The sequence below is a fragment of the Neglectibacter sp. X4 genome (assembly GCF_009917365.1).
GTDB lineage: Bacteria > Bacillota > Clostridia > Oscillospirales > Acutalibacteraceae > Acutalibacter.
Genome location: NZ_QWLE01000036.1, coordinates 1 through 22,806 on the forward strand (window position 1 = coordinate 1; position 22,806 = coordinate 22,806).

16 protein-coding genes and 1 pseudogene are annotated in these 22,806 nt (G+C 56.7%); 10 read left to right on the forward strand and 7 right to left on the reverse strand.

The genetic code is table 11. From position 1 onward, the window contains the following. The first annotated feature begins 167 nt into the window (after positions 1–167). A pseudogene (locus D1841_RS11910) lies at positions 168–1,359 on the forward strand (tyrosine-type recombinase/integrase). Between the two features lie 211 nt (positions 1,360–1,570). Next, positions 1,571–3,166 (forward strand): xylulokinase, encoded by a 1,596-nt coding sequence (locus D1841_RS11915; RefSeq protein WP_160643313.1) that lies wholly within the window; start codon positions 1,571–1,573, stop codon positions 3,164–3,166. Positions 3,167–3,381: 215 nt separating this feature from the next. On the opposite strand, the gene D1841_RS11920 is transcribed toward D1841_RS11915, so the two are convergent. The 5 genes from D1841_RS11920 to D1841_RS11940 form a co-directional block, all read right to left on the reverse strand. After that, positions 3,382–4,362 carry an ABC transporter ATP-binding protein gene (locus tag D1841_RS11920; protein ID WP_160643315.1) on the reverse strand — a complete coding sequence of 327 codons (981 nt, stop codon included), beginning with the start codon at positions 4,360–4,362 and terminating at the stop codon, positions 3,382–3,384. Beyond that, entirely contained in the window at positions 4,362–5,336 is a 975-nt protein-coding gene (locus tag D1841_RS11925; protein WP_160643317.1) for an ABC transporter ATP-binding protein, read from the reverse strand. The genes D1841_RS11920 and D1841_RS11925 overlap by 1 nt, the downstream gene beginning before the upstream one ends. A gap of 5 nt (positions 5,337–5,341) precedes the next feature. Then, positions 5,342–6,184 carry an ABC transporter permease gene (locus tag D1841_RS11930; RefSeq protein ID WP_161880028.1) on the reverse strand — a complete coding sequence of 281 codons (843 nt, stop codon included), beginning with the start codon at positions 6,182–6,184 and terminating at the stop codon, positions 5,342–5,344. A 20-nt stretch (positions 6,185–6,204) separates the two neighbouring features. Continuing rightward, on the reverse strand, positions 6,205–7,203 hold the full coding sequence (locus D1841_RS11935) for an ABC transporter permease (protein ID WP_161880027.1): 999 nt from the start codon (positions 7,201–7,203) through the stop codon (positions 6,205–6,207). Positions 7,204–7,393: 190 nt separating this feature from the next. Beyond that, positions 7,394–9,418, reverse strand: a complete 2,025-nt coding sequence (locus tag D1841_RS11940) for an ABC transporter substrate-binding protein (RefSeq protein ID WP_160643322.1) — start codon at positions 9,416–9,418, stop codon at positions 7,394–7,396. A gap of 731 nt (positions 9,419–10,149) precedes the next feature. On the opposite strand from D1841_RS11940, the gene D1841_RS11945 reads away from it, so the two are divergent. From D1841_RS11945 to D1841_RS11960, 4 genes are all read left to right on the forward strand, one after another. Beyond that, positions 10,150–10,461: a Dabb family protein gene (locus D1841_RS11945; protein WP_160643326.1), complete on the forward strand. Its 312-nt coding sequence runs from the start codon at positions 10,150–10,152 to the stop codon at positions 10,459–10,461. Positions 10,462–10,511: 50 nt separating this feature from the next. Then, positions 10,512–11,876: an MATE family efflux transporter gene (locus D1841_RS11950; RefSeq protein ID WP_160643328.1), complete on the forward strand. Its 1,365-nt coding sequence runs from the start codon at positions 10,512–10,514 to the stop codon at positions 11,874–11,876. Between the two features lie 107 nt (positions 11,877–11,983). After that, on the forward strand, positions 11,984–13,072 hold the full coding sequence (locus D1841_RS11955; protein ID WP_160643330.1) for a DnaD domain protein: 1,089 nt from the start codon (positions 11,984–11,986) through the stop codon (positions 13,070–13,072). Positions 13,073–13,105: 33 nt separating this feature from the next. Further along, the gene (locus D1841_RS11960) at positions 13,106–14,083 is read left to right on the forward strand and encodes an ATP-binding protein (RefSeq protein WP_160643332.1); all 978 of its coding nucleotides are present in this window, start codon (positions 13,106–13,108) and stop codon (positions 14,081–14,083) included. Between the two features lie 179 nt (positions 14,084–14,262). On the opposite strand, the gene D1841_RS11965 is transcribed toward D1841_RS11960, so the two are convergent. Beyond that, positions 14,263–15,132 (reverse strand): bifunctional 2-polyprenyl-6-hydroxyphenol methylase/3-demethylubiquinol 3-O-methyltransferase UbiG, encoded by an 870-nt coding sequence (locus tag D1841_RS11965; RefSeq protein WP_160643334.1) that lies wholly within the window; start codon positions 15,130–15,132, stop codon positions 14,263–14,265. Positions 15,133–15,276: 144 nt separating this feature from the next. Beyond that, positions 15,277–16,329, reverse strand: coding sequence for a hypothetical protein (locus D1841_RS11970; RefSeq protein ID WP_160643336.1), 1,053 nt, complete (start codon positions 16,327–16,329; stop codon positions 15,277–15,279). A 151-nt stretch (positions 16,330–16,480) separates the two neighbouring features. On the opposite strand from D1841_RS11970, the gene D1841_RS11975 reads away from it, so the two are divergent. The 4 genes from D1841_RS11975 (at position 16,481) to D1841_RS11990 (ending at position 22,762) form a co-directional block, all read left to right on the forward strand. Next, positions 16,481–17,419: a MoxR family ATPase gene (locus tag D1841_RS11975; RefSeq protein WP_160643338.1), complete on the forward strand. Its 939-nt coding sequence runs from the start codon at positions 16,481–16,483 to the stop codon at positions 17,417–17,419. Between the two features lie 10 nt (positions 17,420–17,429). Continuing rightward, positions 17,430–18,578, forward strand: a complete 1,149-nt coding sequence (locus tag D1841_RS11980; RefSeq protein ID WP_160643340.1) for a DUF58 domain-containing protein — start codon at positions 17,430–17,432, stop codon at positions 18,576–18,578. Positions 18,579–18,768: 190 nt separating this feature from the next. After that, the gene (locus D1841_RS11985; RefSeq protein ID WP_160643341.1) at positions 18,769–21,447 is read left to right on the forward strand and encodes a transglutaminase domain-containing protein; all 2,679 of its coding nucleotides are present in this window, start codon (positions 18,769–18,771) and stop codon (positions 21,445–21,447) included. Positions 21,448–21,607: 160 nt separating this feature from the next. Continuing rightward, positions 21,608–22,762, forward strand: coding sequence for a Gfo/Idh/MocA family protein (locus tag D1841_RS11990; RefSeq protein WP_160643343.1), 1,155 nt, complete (start codon positions 21,608–21,610; stop codon positions 22,760–22,762). The last annotated feature ends 44 nt before the right edge of the window (positions 22,763–22,806 follow it).

Here is a 22,806-nt window from a genome sequence, read left to right on the forward strand (position 1 = left end):
TTTATCGCCGCGGTACACGTCCGTTGTATCGCTATTTGGGCTGCTATCCGTACTTAATTCGTGTAGACACTATCTAGTGAAAAAATGTAGTGAAACCGGGCCTTGAATGTGGTACAATATTTGTAGCATATCAAGGCTCTTTCCTTTTTCGGAAAGGAGCAAAAACCATGTCACAGAAAAGACGCGATAACAGGAACCGGATTTTGCGTTCAGGAGAGAGCCAGAGAAAAGACGGAAGATATGCCTACAAATACACGGACGGCTTTGGAAAACCACAATTTGTCTACGCTTGGAAGTTAGTACCCACAGACAAGACCCCTGCCGGGAAACGCGACGATTTATCCCTGCGGGAAAAGGAAAAGCAGATACAGAAAGACCTTGACAACGGCATAGACCCTATCGGAAAGAAAATGACTGTCTGCCAGCTCTACGCGAAGCAGACCCGCCACAGGGCAAACGTGCGGCAAGGCACACAGCAGGGGCGAAAACAGCTTATGCGGATTTTGGAGGAAGATAACCTTGGAGCCTGCCCGATTGAAAATGTAAAGCTCTCCGACGCGAAAGAATGGGCTTTACTCATGAGGGACAAGGGATATTCATTCAAGACCATCAACAACCACAAGCATTCACTGAAAGCCGCGTTTTACACGGCGATACAGGACGATTGTATCCGCAAAAATCCTTTTGACTTCCAGCTTAACACCGTGATTGAGGACAACATAGAGCCAAAAGCTCCGCTTACGCCAGCGCAGGAAGCAAGCCTTTTATCCTTTGTGGAGAGCGATAGCATCTATCAGAAATACCTTGACGAGATCGGGATACTGTTAGGGACAGGGCATTAGGATTTCCGAGCTTTGCGGGCTGACGGAAACCGACCTTGATTTTGAGGGCAGGACAATTCAGGTAGACCACCAGCTTTTATGAGGGGCGGGCGGCTACTATATCGAAACCCCCAAAACGAGAAGCGGCGTCCGGCAAATCCCTATGAGCGAGAAGGTCCACGACGCACTGAAACGGGTGCTTGAAAACCGCAGGAGTACAGAGCCGATCATAGTAGACGGCTACGGCAATTTCCTTTTCCTGAACCGGGACGGAAAGCCGAAAGTGGCGGCGAACTATGAAGCTATGTTCCGGGGGTTTGTGAAGAAGTACAGCAAGACCCAAACGGAAGCCTTGCCAAAGGTTATGACGCCCCACACACTCCGGCACACGTTCTGCACCAATTTAGCCAATGCAGGAATGAACCCCAAAGCGTTGCAGTATATCATGGGACACTCCAATATCACTATGACGCTGAACTATTACGCACACGCGACTTTTGCTTCTGCAAGGGCTGAAATGGAACGGCTGGCAGCGTAAAGCGGGATAAGGTTTTACTACTTTTGTACTACCTTTCACCGCAAAAACCTAAAAACTTTTGCAGGTATTTGTGAGTATCTTCCTTAATCAAAAATGCCGGAAAGCCTTGATAAATAAGGCTTTGACGGCATTTGAGAACTTCTAAAAGGATAGTCAAAATCTATATAGAGATTTTACATTAAAAACCACATAAAATTCGGGAGGGATTTTAATGGACAGGGAAAAAAAGCTGGCTATACAAAAAGGGGAAACCGCGCTTGGGCTGGAACTTGGTTCTACCCGCATTAAGGCCGTTTTAATCGGGCCTGGCCACACGCCGCTGGCAAGCGGCGATTATACCTGGGAAAACCGGCAGGCAGACGGCATATGGACATATCCCCTGGAGGAGGCCTGGGCAGGCATCCAGGAGGCCTACCGGTTGCTGGCCCGGGAGGTACGGGAACAGTATGGGGAAACTCTGGTTACAGTGGGGGCTATGGGGGTGTCCGCCATGATGCATGGCTACCTTCCCTTTGACCGGGAAGGGCGGCAGCTTGCCGCATTCCGCACCTGGCGCAACACCATCACCGAAAAAGAAGCCGCTGAGCTGACAGATCTCTTTGGCTTTAACATTCCCCAGCGCTGGAGCGCCGCCCATTTATATCGGGCTGTCCGCCTGCAGGAGGCGCATGTCCCCAGCATCGGCTTTCTCACCACCTTGGCGGGATATGTACACTGGCAGTTGACAGGCAGGAAGGTGCTGGGCACTGGAGAGGCCGCCGGCATGTTCCCTTTGGACAGCGCTACAAAGGACTATGACAGCGGGATGCTGGATCAATTTGACAGCCTGACAGAGCCTTACGGGCTTCCCTGGAAAATCCGGGATATCCTGCCTGCCGCCCTGACCGCCGGGGATGACGGCGGCTTCCTGACCCCGGCGGGAGCCAAGCTGCTGGATCCATCCGGCTGCCTGCAGCCCGGCGTGCCCTTCTGTCCGCCGGAGGGGGATGCGGGTACGGGCATGACGGCTACCAACAGCGTTTCTCCCCGGACAGGGAATGTGTCGGCAGGCACATCCATCTTTGCCATGGTGGTGCTGGAAAAGCCCCTTTCCCGGGTGTATCCGGAAATCGACATGGTGACTACTCCCACTGGCAAGCCTGTGGCCATGGTACACTGCAACACCTGCACTTCCGATCTGGACGCCTGGGTAAAGCTGTTTGGGGAGCTTCTGGGGGCTTGCGGGACGAAAATCAGCAAAAGCGACTTATATGCCCTCCTTTATCAGGCAGCCCTTGCAGGGGAACCGGACTGCGGCGGGCTGGTAAACTTTAACTGTTTCTCCGGGGAGCCTGTGATGAAGCTGGAGGCAGGGTGCCCTATGTTGCTGCGCAATCCCTTGGCTTCCCTTACCCTGGGAAACTTTGCCCGGGCACAGCTTTACGCCGCCATGGCCCCCCTGCGTATAGGCATGGCGCTTTTGAAGGAAGAGCAGGTGGCGCTGGACAAACTTTACGGGCACGGCGGCCTTTTCAAGGTGCCCGAGGTGGCTCCCCGACTGATGGCCAGTGCTCTGGATGTGCCTGTCGCTGTGCTGGAAACAGCCGGAGAAGGCGGCCCCTGGGGCATGGCCTTGCTTGCCATGTTCCGGAAAAACCGGGAAAATGGGGAGTCCCTGGAGGACTACCTCTCCCACAAGGTTTTTGCCAATTCCCAGGAAAAATGCCAGCTTCCAAACGAGAAGACGGCGGAAGGTTTTTCTCTTTATCTCAAGCGGTATAAAGCCGCGCTGTCCGCCCAAAAAGCTGGGGCAGCGGTGTGGGCGTGAATACTCTGACACTGCGGAAGTTGTGCATAGTATAGTTAACGCAGTTCAAAAGAGGCCGAATACCTCTTTTAAACCAGGTGGCGTAGCCACCCGGCTTGAAAATCGTATATACCGATTTTCAAGTGCGTTTACTATACAGTGGAAAGTCTTAAGAACATGAAGCCTGGCAAAACGAAAGAATCCCCCGAGGCGGAAAACCTCGGGGGATTGATAATTTATTTGCTTCCATTGTTCAGCGGATGGTAGCAAAGCACCTTGCGCTCATCGCTGAGATAAGTCTCCTTGGGCCGTTCCTTCCGGCACTCGTCAGTAGCATAGGGGCAACGGGGGGCAAATTTGCAATACTCAATGGAGAATTCCTTGTCCTCCATGTCAGGCATTACAAGATCTTCCTTCCACTTATCGCCTACGCGGGGAACCGCATTCATCAGCAGCTCTGTGTAAGGATGGGCGGGTTCGTCCATGATTTCCTTGGCAGGGCCATATTCAATCAGGCAGCCGCGGTACAGGGTTGCGATGTAATCGGACACATAATATGCCGTGGACAGGTCATGGGTGATGTAGATAAAGGAAACGTTGTACTTCTCCTTCAGATCCTTGAAGAGGTTTACAATGTTCATCTTCATGGAAGCGTCGATAGCAGCAACAGGTTCGTCAGCGATAATCAGCTTAGGCTGCGTGATCAAAGCGCGGGCGATGGAAACACGCTGCAGCTCGCCGCCGGAGAACTGGGTGGGATACTTGCCCTTGACAACGGCCAGGGACATACCCACGCTCTTCAGGGCCTCGTCTACCTTCTGATCCGCTTCGGCGCGGTTCTTGGCAATGCCAAGGCGCAGGGCGGTATTGTACAGGTAGGAGTCCACTGTCTTTCTGGCGGAGAAGGATTCATAGGGGTTCTGGAAAATGGGCTGCACATCCAAACGGAACTGCTTGGGGTCATAGCCCTTCTTATCCTTATAGGATCTGCCCAGCAGGGTGATATCGCCCATGTCGGGCTGGTGCAGGCGGAGAACCATCTTGCACAGAGTAGACTTTCCGCAGCCGGACTCGCCCACAATGGAGAGGATAACCGGCTTGTCGCTGTCGATGGACAAGGACACGTCGTCAACGGCCACCAGCTTTTTGCCGCGGATCATGCCGCCGATACGGAATATCTTACTGACGTTTTTGATTTCCAGCAATTTTTCAGCCATTACAAGCCCACCTCCTCATTCAGCAAATGGCAGGCGGCAAAGCGCCCGGGTTTGACCTCGCGGAACTTGGGCACTTCGCTGCGGCAGCGGTCTGTTGCCTTGGGGCAGCGGGGTGCAAAACGGCAGCCCGGAGGGGGATTCTTCAGGGCTGGCGGACGCCCGGGAATGCCCACTTTCTGGCTCTTATCGCCTACGCGGGGCAGAGCCGCAACCAGCATCTGGGTGTAGGGATGGACGGGATCGGAGAAGATCTCTTCCGTGTCGCCCAGTTCGATGACGCTGCCGGAATACATGATAGCCATGCGGTTTGTGATCTGGTAGTGTACGCCCATGTCATGGCTGACGATAACCAGCGTGTTCTTGAACTGCTTCTGCAGGCGCATAAGCATCATCAGAATGCCGCGCTGTACAACCACGTCCAGAGCGGTGGTAGGCTCGTCGGCCAGCACCACGTTGGGGGACATGAAGGTGGCAAGGGCGATGATAACGCGCTGCCGCATACCGCCGGACAACTGGAAGGGATAGGACTCCAGTACGTCGGGGGACAGGCTCAAGTCCTCCAGATATTTGGCCACGCGGGCCAGGGTCTGCTCCTCGGTTTCGTTCTTCTTATCCTCATCAGGGATAGAATCGAGGAACTGCTTCTTCAAACGCACGATGGGGTTCAGAACGCTCTGGGCGGCCTGGGGAACATAGGAAATGTTGTTCCACCAGCTCTTGCGGATCTGGCCGGACTCATAAGAGAACTTCTGCCCGTTCTTTTCACCGCTGAGGATTACCTTGCCCTGGTCGATAACCAGAGGGAATTCCACGATATCATAGAGGGTCTTTAAAAGGGTGGTCTTGCCGCAGCCGGACTCGCCCGCGATACCGAAAATTTCGTTTTCCCGAATTTCAAAGTCCAGGTCTTTTATAACATGGACGTCGCCATCAATAGTCTGATAAGAAGCGGACAGATTTTCGACTTTTAGCATATACGTTACCTGCCTCTCTTCATGGATAGATAATCATTGTACCCCGTGATCAACAGGAACAGCCCGATGAACAGGATGACTGTTGCCACAATGGGGGAACCGATCCACAGCCACTGCCGGGTGAAGATCGCGTTGCGCTCTTTGGCCCAGTTGATCATATTGCCCAGGGACAGCAGGTTCGCCGGGGACAGGCCCAGGATAGCCAGGCTGGATTCCTGACCAATGGCGGACAAAACAGCGTTCATAAAGTTAGACAGGGACCAGGTAAGGGCAAAGGGCAGGATTTCGGTGGCAACAATCTGGAAGGTGCCCTCGCCGGAGAACCGGGCGGTGTGGATGAAGTCGCGCTCCTTGATGGTCAAGGCCATGGAACGGATCTGGCGGCTGGGCCACGCCCAAGCGAACATAGCCAGAACCAGGGCCAGCAGGATAACAGTAGAGCTGGAGCTGCCGCGCATCAGGGAGGTCATCAGAATCAGGATGGGCAGAGAAGGGATAACTACGAAGGTATCGGTGATGATGGTGAGGACGCGGTCCAGGGTGCCGCCGGCGAAACCGGCCAGCAGGCCCACGAACACGCCTACCACGGTGCCGATAGCCGCCACGATAAGGCCCATGGACAGGGAGTTATGAATGGCCTCAATCAGGGACCACAGAATGTCCTGGCCCATGCCTGTTGTACCCAGCAGATGCTCAGATGAAACCCCCAGCTTGGCGGGGTATGTATTGAACATGAAAGGATCCGCATGGGGAATGAAATAGACAACAAATCCAATAATGAAGAAGAACGCAGTAATGATGATGCCCGCTCTCAAGCGGAAATTGGCATTTTTCCAAAACTTTTTCATATGCTACGACTCCTCCTTCCTTAAGCGTACCGGATACGGGGATCGATGAACGGGTAAATCAAGTCCACGATCAGCGTTGCGGTGGAAACAGCTACAATAGAGATTGTGATACAGCCCAAGATCATGTTGTAGTCAGAACCCAGGATGGCGCCCTGAATGAGCTGGCCAACGCCGGGATATGTGAAGATGATCTCCGTCATGATGGAGCCGCTGAAAGCGCCGCCCAGGCTCATGGCCAGAGCCGTGATCTGGGTAAGGATGGAGTTGCGGAGCACATAGCTGATGCCTATGGTCTTTTCAGACAGGCCGCGGTACCGGGCGAAGAGCACAAAGTCCTCTTCTGCGGTAGTGCTTGCCAGAGATTTCATAGAGATAATCTGCCAGCCCATGCCTACCAGCAACAGGCCCATGAAGGGCAGGAACGAGCCTCTGGTATAACTGCTGATAAAAGCGCCAAAGCCTTGGTTGGTTACAATGTTAGACTGTAAGGGGAACCATCCCAGCACAAAGGCGAAGACAATCTGGAAAACCAGGGCTACGATAAAGTAGGGGATGGGATAGATGCAGATAGCGATGCTTTCCAGAATCTTAGAAGAACGGGCGTTCTTCCGGAAACCAGCCAGCAGGCCGATGGCATTACCGAAGATCCAAGCCACGATAGTGCCGCTAAGGGACAATACCATAGTATAAGGCAGGTTTCTGCCGATAATGTCATTCACAGGGGTGGGGAAACTGCCCAGAGAGGGGCCAAAGTCAAAATGCAGCAGGCCTCTCCACAGGAAATCAAAATACTGCTGTATAAGGGATCCATCCAGGCCGAACTGTGTGCGCAGGTTTTTGCGCAGCAGTTCCAATTCGACAGGATCCATCTGTCCGGCGCGGGCTGTGATCTGGCCTATCATATTCTCAACAGGGTCAGAAGGGAACATACGGGGGATGAAGAATATGAAGGTAACGCCGATCAGGATTGTGATAGCCCACGAAAAAACTCTCGAAAGTAAAAATTGACGGAATTTCAACAGCTACACTTCCTTACCTCACAAAAGTTGCAGGACTAAGTGAAAACAATTTGGAAAATTATACAGAAAGTATAAGAAAGAGGCGGGAACTACAAATACAGTTCGCCGCCTCCCTCCTAAATTTTCAAAACATGCAATTCAGAAATTTAGCAGCAGCTTATGCTTTTTTAAAAGCTATAGCGTCTAAATTTTAGGCAACAGGGGTGATATAGGGAGTGAAGAACTTGAACACACTCCACCACCACCAGGGGCCGTTGTAGGGATTCTCAGAGGTGGGATACCCAGTCCAGTAAGTCTCGTTGGTGGGGCACAGCTTGACGCCGGAGTGGAAGGGGATGAAGATCATTTCTTCGGTCATGAGCTTGATAAGCTTCATGTTGTCTTCCTTACACTTAGGATCGTCAGGAGACAGGGTAGCAATCTCATGGATAAGGTCGGTAGCTTCCTGGTTGTTCCAGCGGGTGCCCTGGCCGGAGCCGCGCTCGCCCATAGGAACAATCAGATCAGCATCCCAGCCGGAGAACTGAGAGTAGATGTCCTCGGTGATGCCGCCGGTGGGCCAGTAGGTAGCCATCTCATAAGCACCGGTGCTAGCATCGGTATCCCAGCTTGCGCCGGACTTGGACACCAGGTTGATGTTCAGGCCGAACTCAGTCCACTGGTTGAAGGCAGCTTCGCCGCCGCGCTTCTGCTGAGCCTCGTTGTCATCGTTCAGGTAGGTCAGCTCAATAACGAAGGGCTTGCCGTCAAAGTACCAGCCATCGTCCTTCTTCTCCAGGCCAGCCTTGGTCAGCAGCTTCTCAGCAGCCTCGGGATCATGCTTCCACCAGCCTACACCAAACAGGTCGCGGATGGTTTCGGGATCGTCGGGGATGTCATGGCCCTGCTGCCGCATGGTTTCAGCAATGCGGTTAGGCATGTCGGGATCGAAAGGCTCATAGGTCTTGCCGTTGCCGTCACCCAGGTCAAGGCGAAGCTCATCGGTGGCCCACTTAGCCAGATCATCATAGTAGTAGTCGTGCATAGCCAGGGTGCCGGTCAGCACGGAGAAGGCGGACATACGGCCCGTGCCCTGGAACACGTTCTGGGTGATCTTCTCGAAGTCGAGAGCCAGTGCCATGCCCCAGCGGAAGTCGGGGTTGTCATAGGGAGCGCCCTTGCCCATGGAGAAAGCGATGCCCTTGGAGCAGGGGTCATCAGAAGTGGCATAGGGCCAGTCAGGATACCAACCCTTGATCTTATCGTTCTGGGCGATCATGGCTTCCATCATTTCGGGAGTGCACTCGTTCATGATGTCAACTTCGTTGTTAACCATCATCATCTGCTTGGTGTTGGCATCGCCCAGCACCTTGAACAGAACGTACTTGGCAGCAGGCTCTTTGCCTTCAACTGCGCCAACGTCAGTGGCTTCCCAGTCTTCGCGGCGCTCGTACAGCACCCAGTTGCCCAGGGAGTCATAATCCTTCACAGTGTAGGGAGTGAGGGTGACAGGCTCCGGATCCTGGAACTGGCTGATGTCTTCCTGCTGCTCATAGATGTGCTTGGGCACAACGCGCAGGTCGTTGCCGTAAATGGTAACGCCAAACTTCAGAGCAAGGCGGGGGAACGGCTCGTTGGTGACAATCTTCACGGTGGTGGCGTCAACAGCTTCGATGGACTTGAAGATCTGCTGATAGTAGCCAGAGGTGGTGAGGCCGGGGTTATCCTTCATCTGGTTCATGGTGTAAACCACGTCGTCAGCGGTGAAGTCAACGCCGTCAGACCACTTGAGGCCTTCGCGGATGTGGAAGGTGTGCTCGGTGAAGTCCTCGTTGGACTCAGGGAAATCAGCAGCCAGGTCGCAGAACTGCTCGCCCTTGATGGTGTTCATTTCCCACAGGCTGGCCTTGATGAGCTGATGAATGCCGAAGCCAGTGGAGGTGCCCTGCATGAGGGTGTTGAACTGACCGGGAGTCTTAGAAGTGGACTGCACTTCTACGATCAGGGTCTCGTTACGGGGGGTGCCCACGTCGGTCATTTCACCGGAAGGGGCGGGGGTGTCAGCCTTGCTCTCTTCCTTGCTTTCAGCTTTGCTCTCGCCAGCGGAAGAAGCGGGTGTGTCGCCACCCGGTGTGGGTGTGCTGGCGCTGCTGTTGTCTCCGCCGCCGCATGCGCTAAGCATGCAGGTGAGAACCAAAGCCAGCGCCAGCAGAGCGGCTACTGTCCTTTTTTTCATTTGGTAATGCCTCCTTTTGAAATTGCGGCAGCTTGCGGCGGGCCGGCAGTTCTGGCTTTTCCGCGAAAACTTTATTAGGCTGGCAATTAAGGATGATATTTCTATGGAACCCATAGAAATACGCCAAAGGGGATCCCCTTTGCATTCTGCCTGCCGTTTCCGTTTTAAAGCCCTTTCCGATGCCCTCCCCCGGGCTGCCTCCTCTCGTCCGCCTTTCACGGCGGTGTGTAATGGTTGGGCCTGCGTCTAAGGCCGGCACAGGCCCAAAAGCGCGTGTATAACAGCATTTTACTCTCCAGAAGCAAAATCCGTCATACTTCACCAAAAACAGCCAAAGTGCACGCTGCTTTTTGTGCCAACATTATATCACGCTGGGAAAGCCCTTGTCAACATCTGTTCATGGAATTTTCACATACCCGTCACAGAGGAAAAACCTTCCCTTCACACAGGCCTACGCCTTCTGAAAATGGCTCTGCCATGCGGAAAACAGAAGGTTCCGCTTTAGAAGAACCCAGCTTTCCCAGCCTTTTTCCCTGCAAAATTGTTACAAAACTGTTATCAGATTTTGGCGCTGCTTCTGTTTAGATTCCACAACGAGCGTCCAGATGTCCGCTGCCAGCGGACATCCTGCTGTGAAATTTTCCCCCTCCGCCCCCTCAGCCTTGCAATCCCGCCTGAAATGGAGTACAATACGGGCATACCGTATTACATTAGGAAAAGGGGAAAGGGATATGATTCGTCACATTGTCATGTTCAAATTCAAGGATTCTGCCAACGGGAGATCCAAAGAGGAAAACCTGCGGGAAGCCAAGGCCCGTATGCTGGCCCTGGGAGAGGAGATTCCAGAGTTCACCCGCTTTACTGTAAGCTTCGGTGCGGAGGGGCAGGCGCCCGGGAATTATGACTATATATTAGTATCGGAATTTGACTCCCTGGAGCAGCTAACCGCTTACCAGAAGCATCCGGCCCACGTGGCCTTTGGGCAGTTTGTGAAGGAGCTGCGGGAGCCGGAGGGCCGGGCCTGCATCGACTACGAAGTATGACGGCCGGAGAGAGGATTTCCTGCCTGCTTAAGGCAGAAGGCACGCCCCGGATGAGAGACACCATGGGGGCCGTCCTGCTGCTGGCCTGGCCTGCCATTGTAGAGCAGCTTATGATTACCCTGGTGCAATATGTGGATACCGCCATGGTAGGCTCCCTTGGATCTGCCGCCACTGCCGCCGTAGGGCTTACCGCCAGCACCACCTGGCTGTTCGGCGGCATGTTTAATGCCGCTTCCATCGGTTTTTCCGTACAGGTGGCCCAGCACCTGGGAGCCGGCCGGGAAAAGAGCGCCCGGGATGTGGCCTGGCAGGCGCTGGGCTTTGTGGGGATTTTCGGCCTGCTTTTAGGCGGCGTTGCCGTTGCCCTGTCCTTCCCCCTGCCTGCCCTGCTGGGGGCGGAGGCTGCTGTACGGCCCCAGGCCTCGCTGTATTTCCGCATTATTGCCTGCGCCATGCCCTTCACCCTGGGGGCCAACATGTTCAGCGCCATTCTGCGCTGCGCCGGAGACACCAAAACCCCCATGGTGCTGAACCTGATGATAAACGTTTTAAATGTGGTGCTCAACTTCTGCTTGATTTATCCCGCCCGCACCCTCACACTGTTCGGCTTCAGTGTGCCTGTGTGGGGGGCTGGCTGGGGCGTGGCAGGGGCGGCCTTTGCCTCCGGGTGCTCCACCGCTGTTGTTTTCTTTCTATTTTTACTAGTCATGTTCCGCAGGCGATCCCCTGTGCAGTTAAAGTGGAAACAGCGCTGCGGCTTCCAGCGGGAATGCCTGCTGGCAGTTTGGCGGCTGGGGCTTCCCGCCGCTTTGGAACGGGCTACCCTCTGCGTGGCCCAGATTGTGATAACCGCTGTGATTACCGGCATCGGCACTGTGGCGGTGGCGGCAAACCACCTGGCGGTTACGGCGGAGTCTATCAGCTATCTGCCTGCCTCCGGCGTGGCAGTGGCAGGCACCACTTTGGTGGGCCAGACCATGGGCGCGGGCCGCAAGGATTTAGCCAGGCGCTTTGCCCGCATGGTTTCCTGGATGGGCATTGCCATCATGACTTTAGGCGGGGCCGTGCTCTTTGCCTTTGCCCCCCAGCTTATTATGATTTTCTCCAAGGATCCGGAGGTTATCTCCCTGGGCGCCCAGGTGCTGCGCATTGTGGCCTTTGCGGAGCCGCTTTTCGGCGCTTCCATTGTGGCTTCCGGCGCGCTGCGGGGCGCGGGGGACTCCAAAGGCCCCTTTTACATCAGCCTTGCCACCATGTGGGGCGTGCGCATCACCCTGTCCCTGCTGCTGGCGGGACAACTGGGGCTTGTAGGCGTGTGGCTTGCCATGGCGGCAGAGCTTTGCGCCCGGGGGCTTATCTTCATGGTACGGCTGTACCGGGGCAAATGGCTGGAGATTTCCCTTTTCAGGAGCTAAGATCTGGGGGCGCGGTCTTGCCTGCCGCAGGCAGACGCTCACCCCAAACCCCGCAAACCTTTTAAAAAAAGGTTTGATCCCAAAACTGGTTTATAGGAGGTGCGCCCTTGGAATATCATTTGGAACTGGGGCCATGGGGCCAGATTTTCCCTGTGCCCTGCGCCCTGGTGGACAGGCATTTAAAGCTTGCCGGGCGTGAGCAGCTTCAAGTGCTGCTGTGGGCCTTGCGCCATGCCGGGGAGGGCTTTTCCTCCCAGGGGTTGGCCCAGGCCTTGGATTTATCAGCGGAAAGCGCCCAGGAATCTTTGGAATACTGGGCGGACAGAGGGCTTCTGGCGGAAGCCTCCCCCGGGGAGCTGTGCCCTGTCCCCCAGCCGGAGGCCCCTGCCCCCTTTGCCCCCGCGCCGCCCCCGGCCCCGGCACAGCAGGCATCCCCGCCTGTACGCCAAATGCCCTTGCCTGCAGAACAGGCGCAAGCCCAGCCCGCGCCTGCCCTGCCTCCCAGGAAGCGCATGGTAAAGCCCGATACCGTGCAGCTTGCGGTGCGGCTGGAGGAATCGGAAGGGCTGCGGTTTCTTATGCAGGAGGCGGAAAACGTGCTGGGGAAAACCCTTTCCCCAGCTATGACCACCCTGCTGCTTACCATCACCGATGACTACGGCCTGCCTCCCGAGGTAAGCGTTATGCTGCTGCACTATGCCCAGGAGGTGGGGAAAACCGGTACGACTTATCTGGACTCTGTGGCTCGGGACTGGGCGGAAAGCGGGGTGTTCTCCTTAGAGGCTGCCGATGCCAAGCTGCAGGATTTAAGCCAGCGCCGCCTGGCCTGGAATAAAGTGGCGGGGGCGGCGGGCCTGCCCAAGCGCTCCCCCAGCAAAAAGGAAGAAGAAGCCGCCCTGCGCTGGGTGGAGCAGTGGGGCTTTTCCCAGGAAATGCTTTCCGCCGCCTATGAGCGCTGCGTGGACAACACGGGAAAATTCAGCGCCGCCTATATGGACAGGGTGCTGGAAAGCTGGCACACAGCCGGCGTGCGGAACCTGGAGGAGCTTTCTGCTCACGAGGAAAAGAAAAAAGCCGCCCGGCAGGCAGAAAAAACATCTCCCCGACCTTCAAAAGCCGGGGCTGAAGGCGAGAAAAGCTATGATATCGACGAGCTTGCCCGCATGAGCTTTTTCCACCTGCCAAAGGATTTGTAGCGGGCATGGCAAAAACCTGAACGGAGGGCGTTTATGGGATATGGACGAAAGATATATGACGAGGCCTGCAAGAAGCTGGAGCGCTCCCGGCGGGAGGCGGAAAGCGCGGCGGCCCGGAAGGCGGAGGATTTTTACCGCCTGTGCCCCAAAGCCCGGGAAATCAAGGCGCAAATGGGCGCAAATGCCTGCGGGGCCGCCAGGGCTGTCATACAGGGTGGCGACGTGCGCAAGGCCCTGGAAGGCCTGCGGGACAAAGGCCTTGCCCTGCAGCGGGAATATGAGCGCCTGCTTTCCTCTCACGGCCTTTCCCCTGCCGACCTGCAGCCCCCTTATGCCTGTCCCCGCTGCAAGGACACAGGCTTTGCGGACGGGCATATGTGCCAGTGCCTGAAGCAGATGCAGCGGGCCATGGCTTTTGAAGCCCTCAGCATGAACGCTCCTCTGGAGAAAAGCACCTTTGAGCGCTTTTCCCTGGACTACTATAAAAGCGATCCCCGGGCATTCCGGCAGATGGAAAACATCCTCACTGCCTGCAAGGACTATGCCGCCCGTTTCCGGAGCAACTCCTCCAGCCTTTTGTTCCGGGGGCCTACCGGCCTTGGCAAAACCCATCTTTCCCTGGCTATCGCGGGGAAGGCCATTGAAAAGGGATATGGGGTGGTGTATGGCTCTGCCCAAAGCTTTGCTGTGGCCCTGGAGCGGGAACGCTTTGACCGAGGCGGGCCGGACTCCCCCGGGGACACAAACTCCCAGCTTGTGTCCTGCGACCTGCTGATCCTGGACGATCTGGGCACGGAATTCCCCTCCCAGTATGTAAACGCGGCGTTGTATAACATTGTGAACACCAGAATGCTGGCAGGGAAGCCCACCATTATCAGCACGAACCTTTCCATGCAGGAGCTGGAGCAGCGCTACAGCCAGCGCTTTGCCTCCCGGCTGGCAGGGTATTACGGGATGCTGGAGTTTTTAGGTACGGACGTGCGCTTTCTCCGAGCGCAGCAGTATAGTTGACGGTGCATACCGATTTTCAAGCGCGTTTGCTATATCGCTGAGAACTGCAAATTCCTTTTTCTCTCCTCTACTTATTATGAGAACCCCCCTTGCCAGCAGGCAAGGGGGGGTCTCTGTAAAGTATGATGTGCAGCCATCAGGAGTTGGCCCCTTAACCCGCCGCTCTTTTCAAAAGCGCCTTACACCTTGCGCGCCGGGGCAAGCGGTTTTTTAATGATACATACCCCCATTTTCACGAACATCTCTTTCAAAAGGGGCAGCTTTGCCAAAGGGGCCATCCAGGGGCGAAGGGGCGCTTCCCGGTAATAGAATGGCACAACCCCCAGATTCCGGAGGATGCCCTGAAACTTTTTCAGGGTCATCTTGTTGATATACCCGAAATATTCCTCCCCGTTTTCTTTTTGGGAAATGCGCAGGGAGATCCGTTCTTTCTCGTCAGGCATTCCCTTCACCAGTTCTTTATAGGCGTTCACCAGCATCTTTTCCGTAAAAAACAGATGCACCCAAGGCATGTTTATCACATCGCTGAGGTGCGCCCCAGTGGGATGGAAATAGGGCGGGAAGTTGATATAAATGGCCCCCTGTGGGCTTATAAGCCGCAAAGCCTCCTGTAAGGTGCGCTCCGGGTCGGACACATGCTCCATAAAGTCATTCATGATAATCGTGTCAAAGGAGCCGTCTGCAAAGGGCAGGCTGAAAGCGGAGGCCCTAATAAAGGTGAACCTGTCCTTATAGCCCAATTGTTCCGCCAGGGCATTTGCCTCCTCCTCATAGTGCTCCACCACGTCCACCCCTGTGACGTGCTTTGCGCCCAGGGAACAATAATAAAGGCTTTTCCCTGCCGCGCCGCAGCCCATGTCCAGCACCAGCTTGTCCCGGAACATTTCCTCCGCTGTGCAGGCCTCCAGGAAAAATTTTATGGTGTCCCCGCCCTTGCGGTACTGCCACTGGGCATAGGTTTCCCGGCCCTCGTTCTGCAGGTTGAAGGGATGGGGCACCTGGGGGAATATTTTATTGGTAAGCTTGATGATCCGTGTGGCAATGCGCATAGCCTGCTCCTCCTGTCTGCGGCGCTCTCCTGTTCCAGTCTTTACCTTCAGAGGGGGGATTATGCCGTTCCCTTACTGGAACGGCATAAAAGAGGGATCCCTCTTTTGGTATCAGGGCTATTTTACCATTTTTCTCCCGCCTTGTCAAAACAGGCGCTGCTGCTTCTCCCGTTGATCGATAATCTCCCCCGCCGCTTTCTCCAAATCAGGGAGGAAGGCGGCAAGGTTTTGCAGGCGGGAAGCGATATCTTCTTCCCGGGAAATGCCCAGATCCGCCAAAAAAGCCTGGAAGGCCGGCAGGCGCTCCCCGCTTAGGGCAGGGTTGTCCATGTCTAGGATGATGTGGCAGCGGGCAAAGGTGGCAAGCATCCAGAACACCGCGTCTTCCGGATATTCTGTGTCCAGCAGCTCCCGGCTGCCGCCAATAGCCACAGCCGCGCCCTCCTGGGAGATATCCTGGCGGAAGGGGCAGCCTGCCGAGGGGCCTGTGGAGGCGCAGGCCAGGGAGAAGGTTTTTTCCAGCCCGTCCATATGTGCCAGGAGGCGCTCTTTGCCCAAAGGCTCCGGCACCAGCAGGGACAGCAGCCTGGGATAAAAGCCCTCCATGCCATAGGCTTTCAGCACCTGCCGGGCAGCGGGATACCGTTTGCGCACTGTGCAGTTTTCCAGGTTTGCCAGCAGGATGGGGAAACAGGCGATGGCTGTGGTGAAGGCCCAGCCGTTTGCCTTCTGGGCAAAGGACATGCCTTCCGGGCAGTATCCCGCCACAGCCTCCCGGATGCGTTTGTAAAAGCTTTCGCAGCGGGCCTCAACCCATTCCCTTTTGGCATACGCCTCCCGCACCTGCTGGTGCAGGGCAGAGAGGGTTCCCTGGGGATCGTACAGGATTTCCCCGGCCTGGAGGGCATAGGCCAGATAGTGGGTGGAGAGCACATGGGGCAAATCCTGAAACTCTGTTTCCTCTATGGAGGAAACTTCCAGCAGCACGCCCTGCTCCCGCAGCTTCCCAAGCTTTGGGGGGCAGGCGCCTGCCTGCCAGACCAGCATTATATCCACGTCCGAGCTTTCGGGCCACTGGGCATCCTCCGCTGCCGCGAGATAAGAGCCGGAGACATAGGCGCCCGCAAGCCCTGGGGAATTTTCCCAGTATTTCTCCAGCCAGTTTTGGGCCGCTTTCTTAACGTAACTTTTTTTCACACGGATCCCCCTTTTGTTTTCAGTGAATTTTTGTTATACTATAAGAAACGGCGGTTTTCCCCGCCTTTATCTCTCTGCTACTAATTTTAGTATAACATATCAAAGCCTTTGGCGGGAAGCGGTTTTTTGAAATCAGGAAGGAAGATGCTTTATGGTGCAGCCCCGGGCGCTGTCTATTATAAATGAGGTTCGCAAGGCCATTGTGGGAAAGGATACCATTATCTGCAAGGTGCTTATGGCCATGCTGGCAAAGGGCCACATCCTCTTAGAGGACAATCCCGGCGTGGGCAAGACCACCCTGGCCCTCGCTTTTTCCAAGGCCATGGGCCTTTCCTACACCCGGGTGCAGTTTACCCCGGAGGTGATGCCCACAGACGTGGTGGGCTATTCTGTTTTGAACAGCGCCACGGGGGAGCTGGAATACAGGCCCGGGGCGGTGATGGCAAACCTGTTTCTGGCGGATGAAATCAACCGCACCAGTGCCAAAACCCAAAGCGCCCTGCTGGAAGCTATGGAGGAGGGGCAGGTGACAGTGGACGGGGTTACCCGAAAGCTCCCCCAGCCTTATACAGTCATTGCCACCCAAAATCCCCTGGGTTCGGCGGGCACCCAGCCTTTGCCAGAGTCCCAGCTTGACCGCTTCATGCTGCGGCTGTCCATCGGCTATCCCACCCCGGATCAGGAAATCCAGATATTGAAGCAGACCGAGGGCCAGCGCCCGGTAGACTGCCTGCACCGCACTTCCTCCCTGGAAGATCTCCGGAAGATGCAGGAGGAGGCGGCCCAAGTGCATGTGGCAGACGATCTGTACCGCTATGTGCAGAAGCTGTGTACCGCCACCCGGGAGCACCGGCTGGTGCGGCTGGGGGCAAGCCCCCGGGCAGGAGGGGCCTTGGTGCGGGCGTGCCGGGCAAGCGCCTGGATGGCTGGCAGGGACTACGTAATCCCAGCCGACGTGGGCCTGCTCTTTTACAACGTGATGGAGCACCGCCTGGTGCTGGATCCCCAGGCAAGGCTTAATGACCGGGACGCGCACAGCGTGCTGGAGGAGCTCTTCCACGATGTGCCCGCCCCCAAGCTTATCGGATAGGGGGCGCTTTATGCTGATAAACCGGCTAAGCTACCTTATGATCCTTCTGGGCACCGGGCTGTTTTTCATCTGCTTTGACGGGTATATCTCCTACTATGTCTTTCTCTTATCCCTGGCCCTGCCCCTCTGCTCCCTGGTTATCTCCCTGCCAGGGATGCTCACTATGCGGGTGCGGCTTTTCCTCCAGGAGGACGGCTCTATAGCCCGGGCGCGCAAGGGCCAAAGCGTGCCCCTGCGCATAGAGGCGCGATCTCCCTGGCCCCTGCCCAGCGGACAGGTGCGTATGCGGCTGACTGTGGAAAATTCCCTTACAGGCGGGACGCGGCAGGAACACCTTATCCTTACGGTGGGCGGCAGGCCCCTGCTGCTGGAACACGCCCTGCACTCCGCCGCCTGCGGCCTTGTCACCTGCACCATCAGCAAGGTGTCTGCCTGCGACCTGCTGGGGCTTTTTGCCCTGCCCATCTCCCTGCGGGGGAAAAACCGGTGCTCTGCCTTTTTCTTCCCCCTGGTGTACAGCCCCGCCCTTTCCGTCCAGCCCAGCCGCAGCCCGGACAGCGACGGGGATCGATACTCCCAGACAAAGCCCGGGGACGATCTCACCGAGCTTTTCGGCCTGCGGGAATACCGCCAGGGGGACAGGCTTTCCCGGGTTCACTGGAAGCTGTCCCAAAAAACCGGGCGGATGCTGGTGAAGGAGCCAAGCCTGCCTTTGGCAGACTGCCTGCTTTTCCTGCTGGATTTAAACGGCGCCGGGTCTGAAACGGACTTGCTGCTGGACGTGTTTGCCACCCTGTCCTCTTTTCTTTTGCAGCAGGAGGCGGCCCACCGGGTAGGCTACCGGGAGGGGCAGTCCCTGGCCCTTCTGGAGCTGTGTGAGCCGGAGGATGCCCGGCCCGCGTTGGAGGCTGTGCTCAGCGCCGGGGGGCGGGCGTCCCTGCCGCCCCTGCGGCGGGAGGATTTGCCCCGGGGGGTATCCCATGTGCTGTACCTGTGCTGCACCCCGGATACAGAACGTGTCCGCTTCCTCCGGGATCTCTACCCCGCCGCCCGGTTCACAGGCTTCTGTACCGGTATAGATCCGGCGGAAGCCACTCCGGACTTTATCCCTGTCCTGCCGGGGCAGGTGCCGGAAACCCTTAACGGCATGGTGCTGTAGCTAAGAACCTGTATTCACAACCTGTAACTGTCATCTGAGCGGCCTTTTTGAAGCCACTCTGTGTTAAATTTTCTTGCCAGGCGACAGCCTGCCTGCGAACATTTGCCTTGATTGGCTCCAAAAATTCTCGCTCATCTGGCAATTTCGATTATGAATACAGGTTCTAAAAATGAAGCAAGGAGGGTGAAACATGGCGAAAAAAAACGGAGAGAAGCCCCGGGAGGCCCTGGAACAGGATCTGCTTTTAGACAAACCCCGCCTGCAGCTTCCCCGCTCCAACCCGGTTTTCGAGATATTCTTTTACACCCTCCTGGCTTTGCTGGGAGGCTTTGGGGCTTTGTGCTGCTTTTCCACTGCCTTTCACCTGCCCGTCTATCCTGCTCCCCTGCTGGCGGCAGGCACGCTGTGCGCCGTCCTGGGCGTTATGCAGTCCCTGCTGCCCCGGGGGCGGGCTGTGGTGTTTGCCGGGGGCATCCTTCTTTGGGGCGGCGCAATCCTGTACTTCTCTAAAGAGGCTGCCGAGGGTGCGGGCCGGGTTTTAAACCTTATCCTCCAGGCCTACAGCGAAAAGCTCCAGTTCCCCCTGCGGCAGTTTGCTGTGCCGGAAGCAGGGCAGGAACAGGTTTTTTATACTGCCACTGTTTTTACCGCCATGCTGCTGCCCCCCTTCTTCTGGGCCTTGGCCTGGACCCTTGTGCGGCGGAAAAACGGCCTGGGGGCCTTCAGCCTGACAGGGGCTGTGCTCTCCCTTTCCATGGCCCTTTCCATCCTTCCTGCTTTCTGGGCGCTGTGCATGCTGCTTTTGTTCTGGTGCGTGCTGCTGCTCAGCGCTACGGTGCTGGGCAGGCGGCACAGGCTTTTAGACGAGCAGAAGCGCTTCCTGGTTTCCGGGGCGGCTGTGCGCCCGGTGCTGCTGGTGCTGCTGCCCATCACTGCGCTGTGTATGCTGGGGGTATATCTGCTTTTCCCCCAGGAGGATTACGCCCGGCCCCGGTTTGTAAACGATCTGCGCTCCGGCATGGCAAACGGCTTTGGCCTGGAAGCAGTTCTGCAGGGCGGGCAGGGCGCCAACAACAACCGGGTGGCCCTGGACAACCTGCGGGAGCGGGGATATTCAGGGAAAACCGCCCTGCGGGTAAAGTATGACTGGGAAAACGGCGGCGCGGGCCTGCGGGAGGATCAGCAAAAAGGCTACCTCAAAAGCTTTGCAGGCAGCGTGTATACCGGGCATAGCTGGGAGAAGCTTGCCCCGGAGGACATGGCTGCCCTGGAATCTTTCGCCGCCCCCGGGCAGGCCCAGACCATGGAAGCCGCCTTTCAGGCATATCTGCCTGTTTCCTCCTATCCCCTGGAATATGATTACACCCTTTCCGTAGAAAGCGTAAGCGCAAACCCCCGGTGTATCTTCTCCCCTTACGGCCTGTCCTCTGACGAAGAGGATTTATCTTCTTTCCGGGCTGTGTTTGAGGGGGACGGTTTTCTGCGCTCTGAAAACCTGTTTTCCGGCACCCCTGCCTATACCCTGGAGGGCGTAAGCCTGCCCAGCCAGCACCTGAGCTATGGCCTGCGGCTGGCAGAGCACTGGGAAGAAAAGCTGATTGACCATAAGGATGAAGCTTATGAACGGGCCTTTTTCGCGGATCAGCGCAACCAGGATGCCTATGGCAATACCGTAAACAGGGAGGGCCTGCTGTTACAGCTTGCAGGAGGCGATTTGGACAGGGCAACCCAGCGGCTGTTCCAGCCCCTCCAGATAAAAGCCCCGGACTGGGCCAAAGCGCCCTTATCCCTGGAAGGGCAGGGCTTGGTAGACTTCACAGAACAATACAGCCAGTTTGTCTATGAAAAATACCTCCAGCTTCCCGATGGGTGCCGCCCCTTTTTAAGCAGGTTCCGCCAGTCCCATGGCCTTACCTCCCCTCAGGAGGCAGGACAGGACTTGGCAGAATATGCCTACGATTTTTTCCTGGCCCAATTACAGCAGGTGCTGGCGGAAGGGTATACCTATACTTTAAAGCCCCCTGTGATGCCGGAAGGACAGGACTTTGCGGAGTTCTTTTTAAGCGAATCCAAAACAGGCTACTGCGTACATTTTGCCACCGCCGCTGTAGCCCTGTGCCGCTCTGCCGGCATACCCGCCCGGTATGCCGAGGGATATGCCGTCCCCTCCGGCTACAACGGCACCTGGGTGGACGTGCCCGACAAGAACGCACATGCCTGGCTGGAGGTCTACTACAGCGGGATGGGCTGGGTGCCAATAGAGGTCACCCCTGTTTCCCTGGAAGCCCCTGCCACCTACTATAACGCCCAGGCTCCCTCTGCCGGCACAGTGCCCGGGGAAGTTCTGGAGGGAGAGGAGCTGCCGGAAATCAGCGCAAGCCCTTCCCCCACCCCCACGCCTGCGCCCACTGCCTCCCCCTCCGCAGCGCCCTCTCCCAGCGCTGGGCCTGGAGTGAACAGCGGCCCGGCAGAGGAGGAAGAAGAGCCTTTCCCTTCTGTGCTTGCGCTGGTTTTAGGCATTGCCGGGCTTTTGGCCCTTTCCCCTGCAGTCCTGTGGGGCAACCGGTTCCTTCACAGGCACTGGCGGAAAAAGGCCTTCTCCCAGCGGGACAGAAGCAAGGCCGCCCTGGCCCTTTATGCCCACCTGTTAAGGCTTCACGCACTGGAGGCCTCCCTGTATTACGGGGAGCGCAAGCCTCCCCCCCACTGGGAGGAAACAGCCTTGAAAGCCAGGTTCGGGCGGGAGATGCTTTCTTTGGAGGAGCTGCAGGTTCTGGCAGCGGACGCGGCAAACCTGGAGGCCGCCTTAAAAGAAGAATTGTCCGGCGACCGCCGTTTCTATTGGCAATATGTCCGGGGCCTGCTGTGAGGAACTGCTACGCAACGGCCTATAGGCCGCGAGACGCTGTCTCGCGCTCTGCAACCCCTTTTAAAAAAGGGGTTGACCCTAAAACCATTTTTAATATAATTTTTGTATGCCCACAGCGGCAAAGCTGTTTTATTTAATATACACAAGGAGGTAAAACGGTATGAAAAAAGTGAAGCTTGGCATTATCGGCGTGGGGAACATCGGCACTACCCATGTGAAAAACATCACAGAGGGGCGGTGCCCGGAGCTGGAAATCACCGCAGTGGCAGACCGCAGGGAGGAGCGCCGGGAATGGGCCAGAGGCGTCCTGCCCGCCAGCGCCGCCGTGTTCGAGGAGGGCGAGGCCCTGCTGCAAAGCGGCCTGTGCGAGGCTGTGCTTATCGCTGTCCCCCACTACCAGCATCCGGTGCTGGCCCAAGCGGCCTTCCGGCAGGGCCTGCATGTCATGTGCGAAAAGCCTGCCGGGGTGTACACCAAGGCTGTGGCGGAGATGAACGAAGCCGCGGAAAAGAGCGGCCTTACCTTTGGCATGATGTTCAACCAGCGCACCAACTGCCTGTACCGGAAGATGCGGGAAATGGTGCAGGGGGGCGAACTGGGGGATCTGAAACGGGTGAACTGGATTATCACCGACTGGTACCGCACCCAGATCTATTACGACTCCGGGGACTGGCGGGCCACCTGGGCCGGGGAAGGCGGCGGCGTGCTCTTAAACCAGTGCCCCCACCAGCTAGACTTGCTCCAGTGGATCTGCGGCCTGCCTGTGAAGGTGCAGGCTTTCTGCCACGAGGGCAAGTGGCACGACATTGAGGTGGAGGACGATGTGACAGCCTACCTGGAGTTTGCAAACGGCGCTACAGGCGTGTTTGTCACCACCACCGGAGACGCGCCGGGCACCAACCGCTTTGAAGTGACGGGCACAAAAGGCAAGCTGGTGTGCGAAAATGACACACTCTCCTTCTGGAAGCTGCAGGAGGATGAGCGGGAGTTCTGCCGCAGCGCCAAAGAAGGCTTCCAGAAGCCTCCCTGCGAAATGGTGCCTGTGGAGACGGACGGGGAGAATCCCCAGCACGCCGGGGTGCTCAACGCCTTTGCCGCCCGCATCCTCCGGGGCGAACCTTTGGTGGCGGAGGGCAAGGAGGGCATCCGGGGCCTGACCCTTTCCAACGCCATGCACCTGTCCTCCTGGCTGGAGAAGCCTGTGGAAATTCCCTTTGACGAAGAGCTGTTCCTCCAGGAACTGAACAAACGCCGGGCCAGTTCCCGGCGCAAGGAGGGCGGAAACATCACCTTCTCTACAGAGGGAAGTTACTAAACCTTTGCTAAAATCACTAAAATTTAAATTTGCACTGGTTTTTT

What these genes read in the sequence shown, in the direction of transcription:
- D1841_RS11915 (WP_160643313.1), top strand. Translation starts at nt 1,571, where the DNA reads ATGGACAGGGAAAAAAAGCTGGCTATACAAAAAGGGGAAACCGCGCTT.
- D1841_RS11920 (WP_160643315.1), bottom strand. Translation starts at nt 4,362, where the DNA reads ATGGCTGAAAAATTGCTGGAAATCAAAAACGTCAGTAAGATATTCCGT.
- D1841_RS11925 (WP_160643317.1), bottom strand. Translation starts at nt 5,336, where the DNA reads ATGCTAAAAGTCGAAAATCTGTCCGCTTCTTATCAGACTATTGATGGC.
- D1841_RS11930 (WP_161880028.1), bottom strand. Translation starts at nt 6,184, where the DNA reads ATGAAAAAGTTTTGGAAAAATGCCAATTTCCGCTTGAGAGCGGGCATC.
- D1841_RS11940 (WP_160643322.1), bottom strand. Translation starts at nt 9,418, where the DNA reads ATGAAAAAAAGGACAGTAGCCGCTCTGCTGGCGCTGGCTTTGGTTCTC.
- D1841_RS11945 (WP_160643326.1), top strand. Translation starts at nt 10,150, where the DNA reads ATGATTCGTCACATTGTCATGTTCAAATTCAAGGATTCTGCCAACGGG.
- D1841_RS11950 (WP_160643328.1), top strand. Translation starts at nt 10,512, where the DNA reads ATGAGAGACACCATGGGGGCCGTCCTGCTGCTGGCCTGGCCTGCCATT.
- D1841_RS11960 (WP_160643332.1), top strand. Translation starts at nt 13,106, where the DNA reads ATGGGATATGGACGAAAGATATATGACGAGGCCTGCAAGAAGCTGGAG.
- D1841_RS11965 (WP_160643334.1), bottom strand. Translation starts at nt 15,132, where the DNA reads ATGCGCATTGCCACACGGATCATCAAGCTTACCAATAAAATATTCCCC.
- D1841_RS11975 (WP_160643338.1), top strand. Translation starts at nt 16,481, where the DNA reads ATGGTGCAGCCCCGGGCGCTGTCTATTATAAATGAGGTTCGCAAGGCC.
- D1841_RS11980 (WP_160643340.1), top strand. Translation starts at nt 17,430, where the DNA reads ATGCTGATAAACCGGCTAAGCTACCTTATGATCCTTCTGGGCACCGGG.
- D1841_RS11985 (WP_160643341.1), top strand. Translation starts at nt 18,769, where the DNA reads ATGGCGAAAAAAAACGGAGAGAAGCCCCGGGAGGCCCTGGAACAGGAT.
- D1841_RS11990 (WP_160643343.1), top strand. Translation starts at nt 21,608, where the DNA reads ATGAAAAAAGTGAAGCTTGGCATTATCGGCGTGGGGAACATCGGCACT.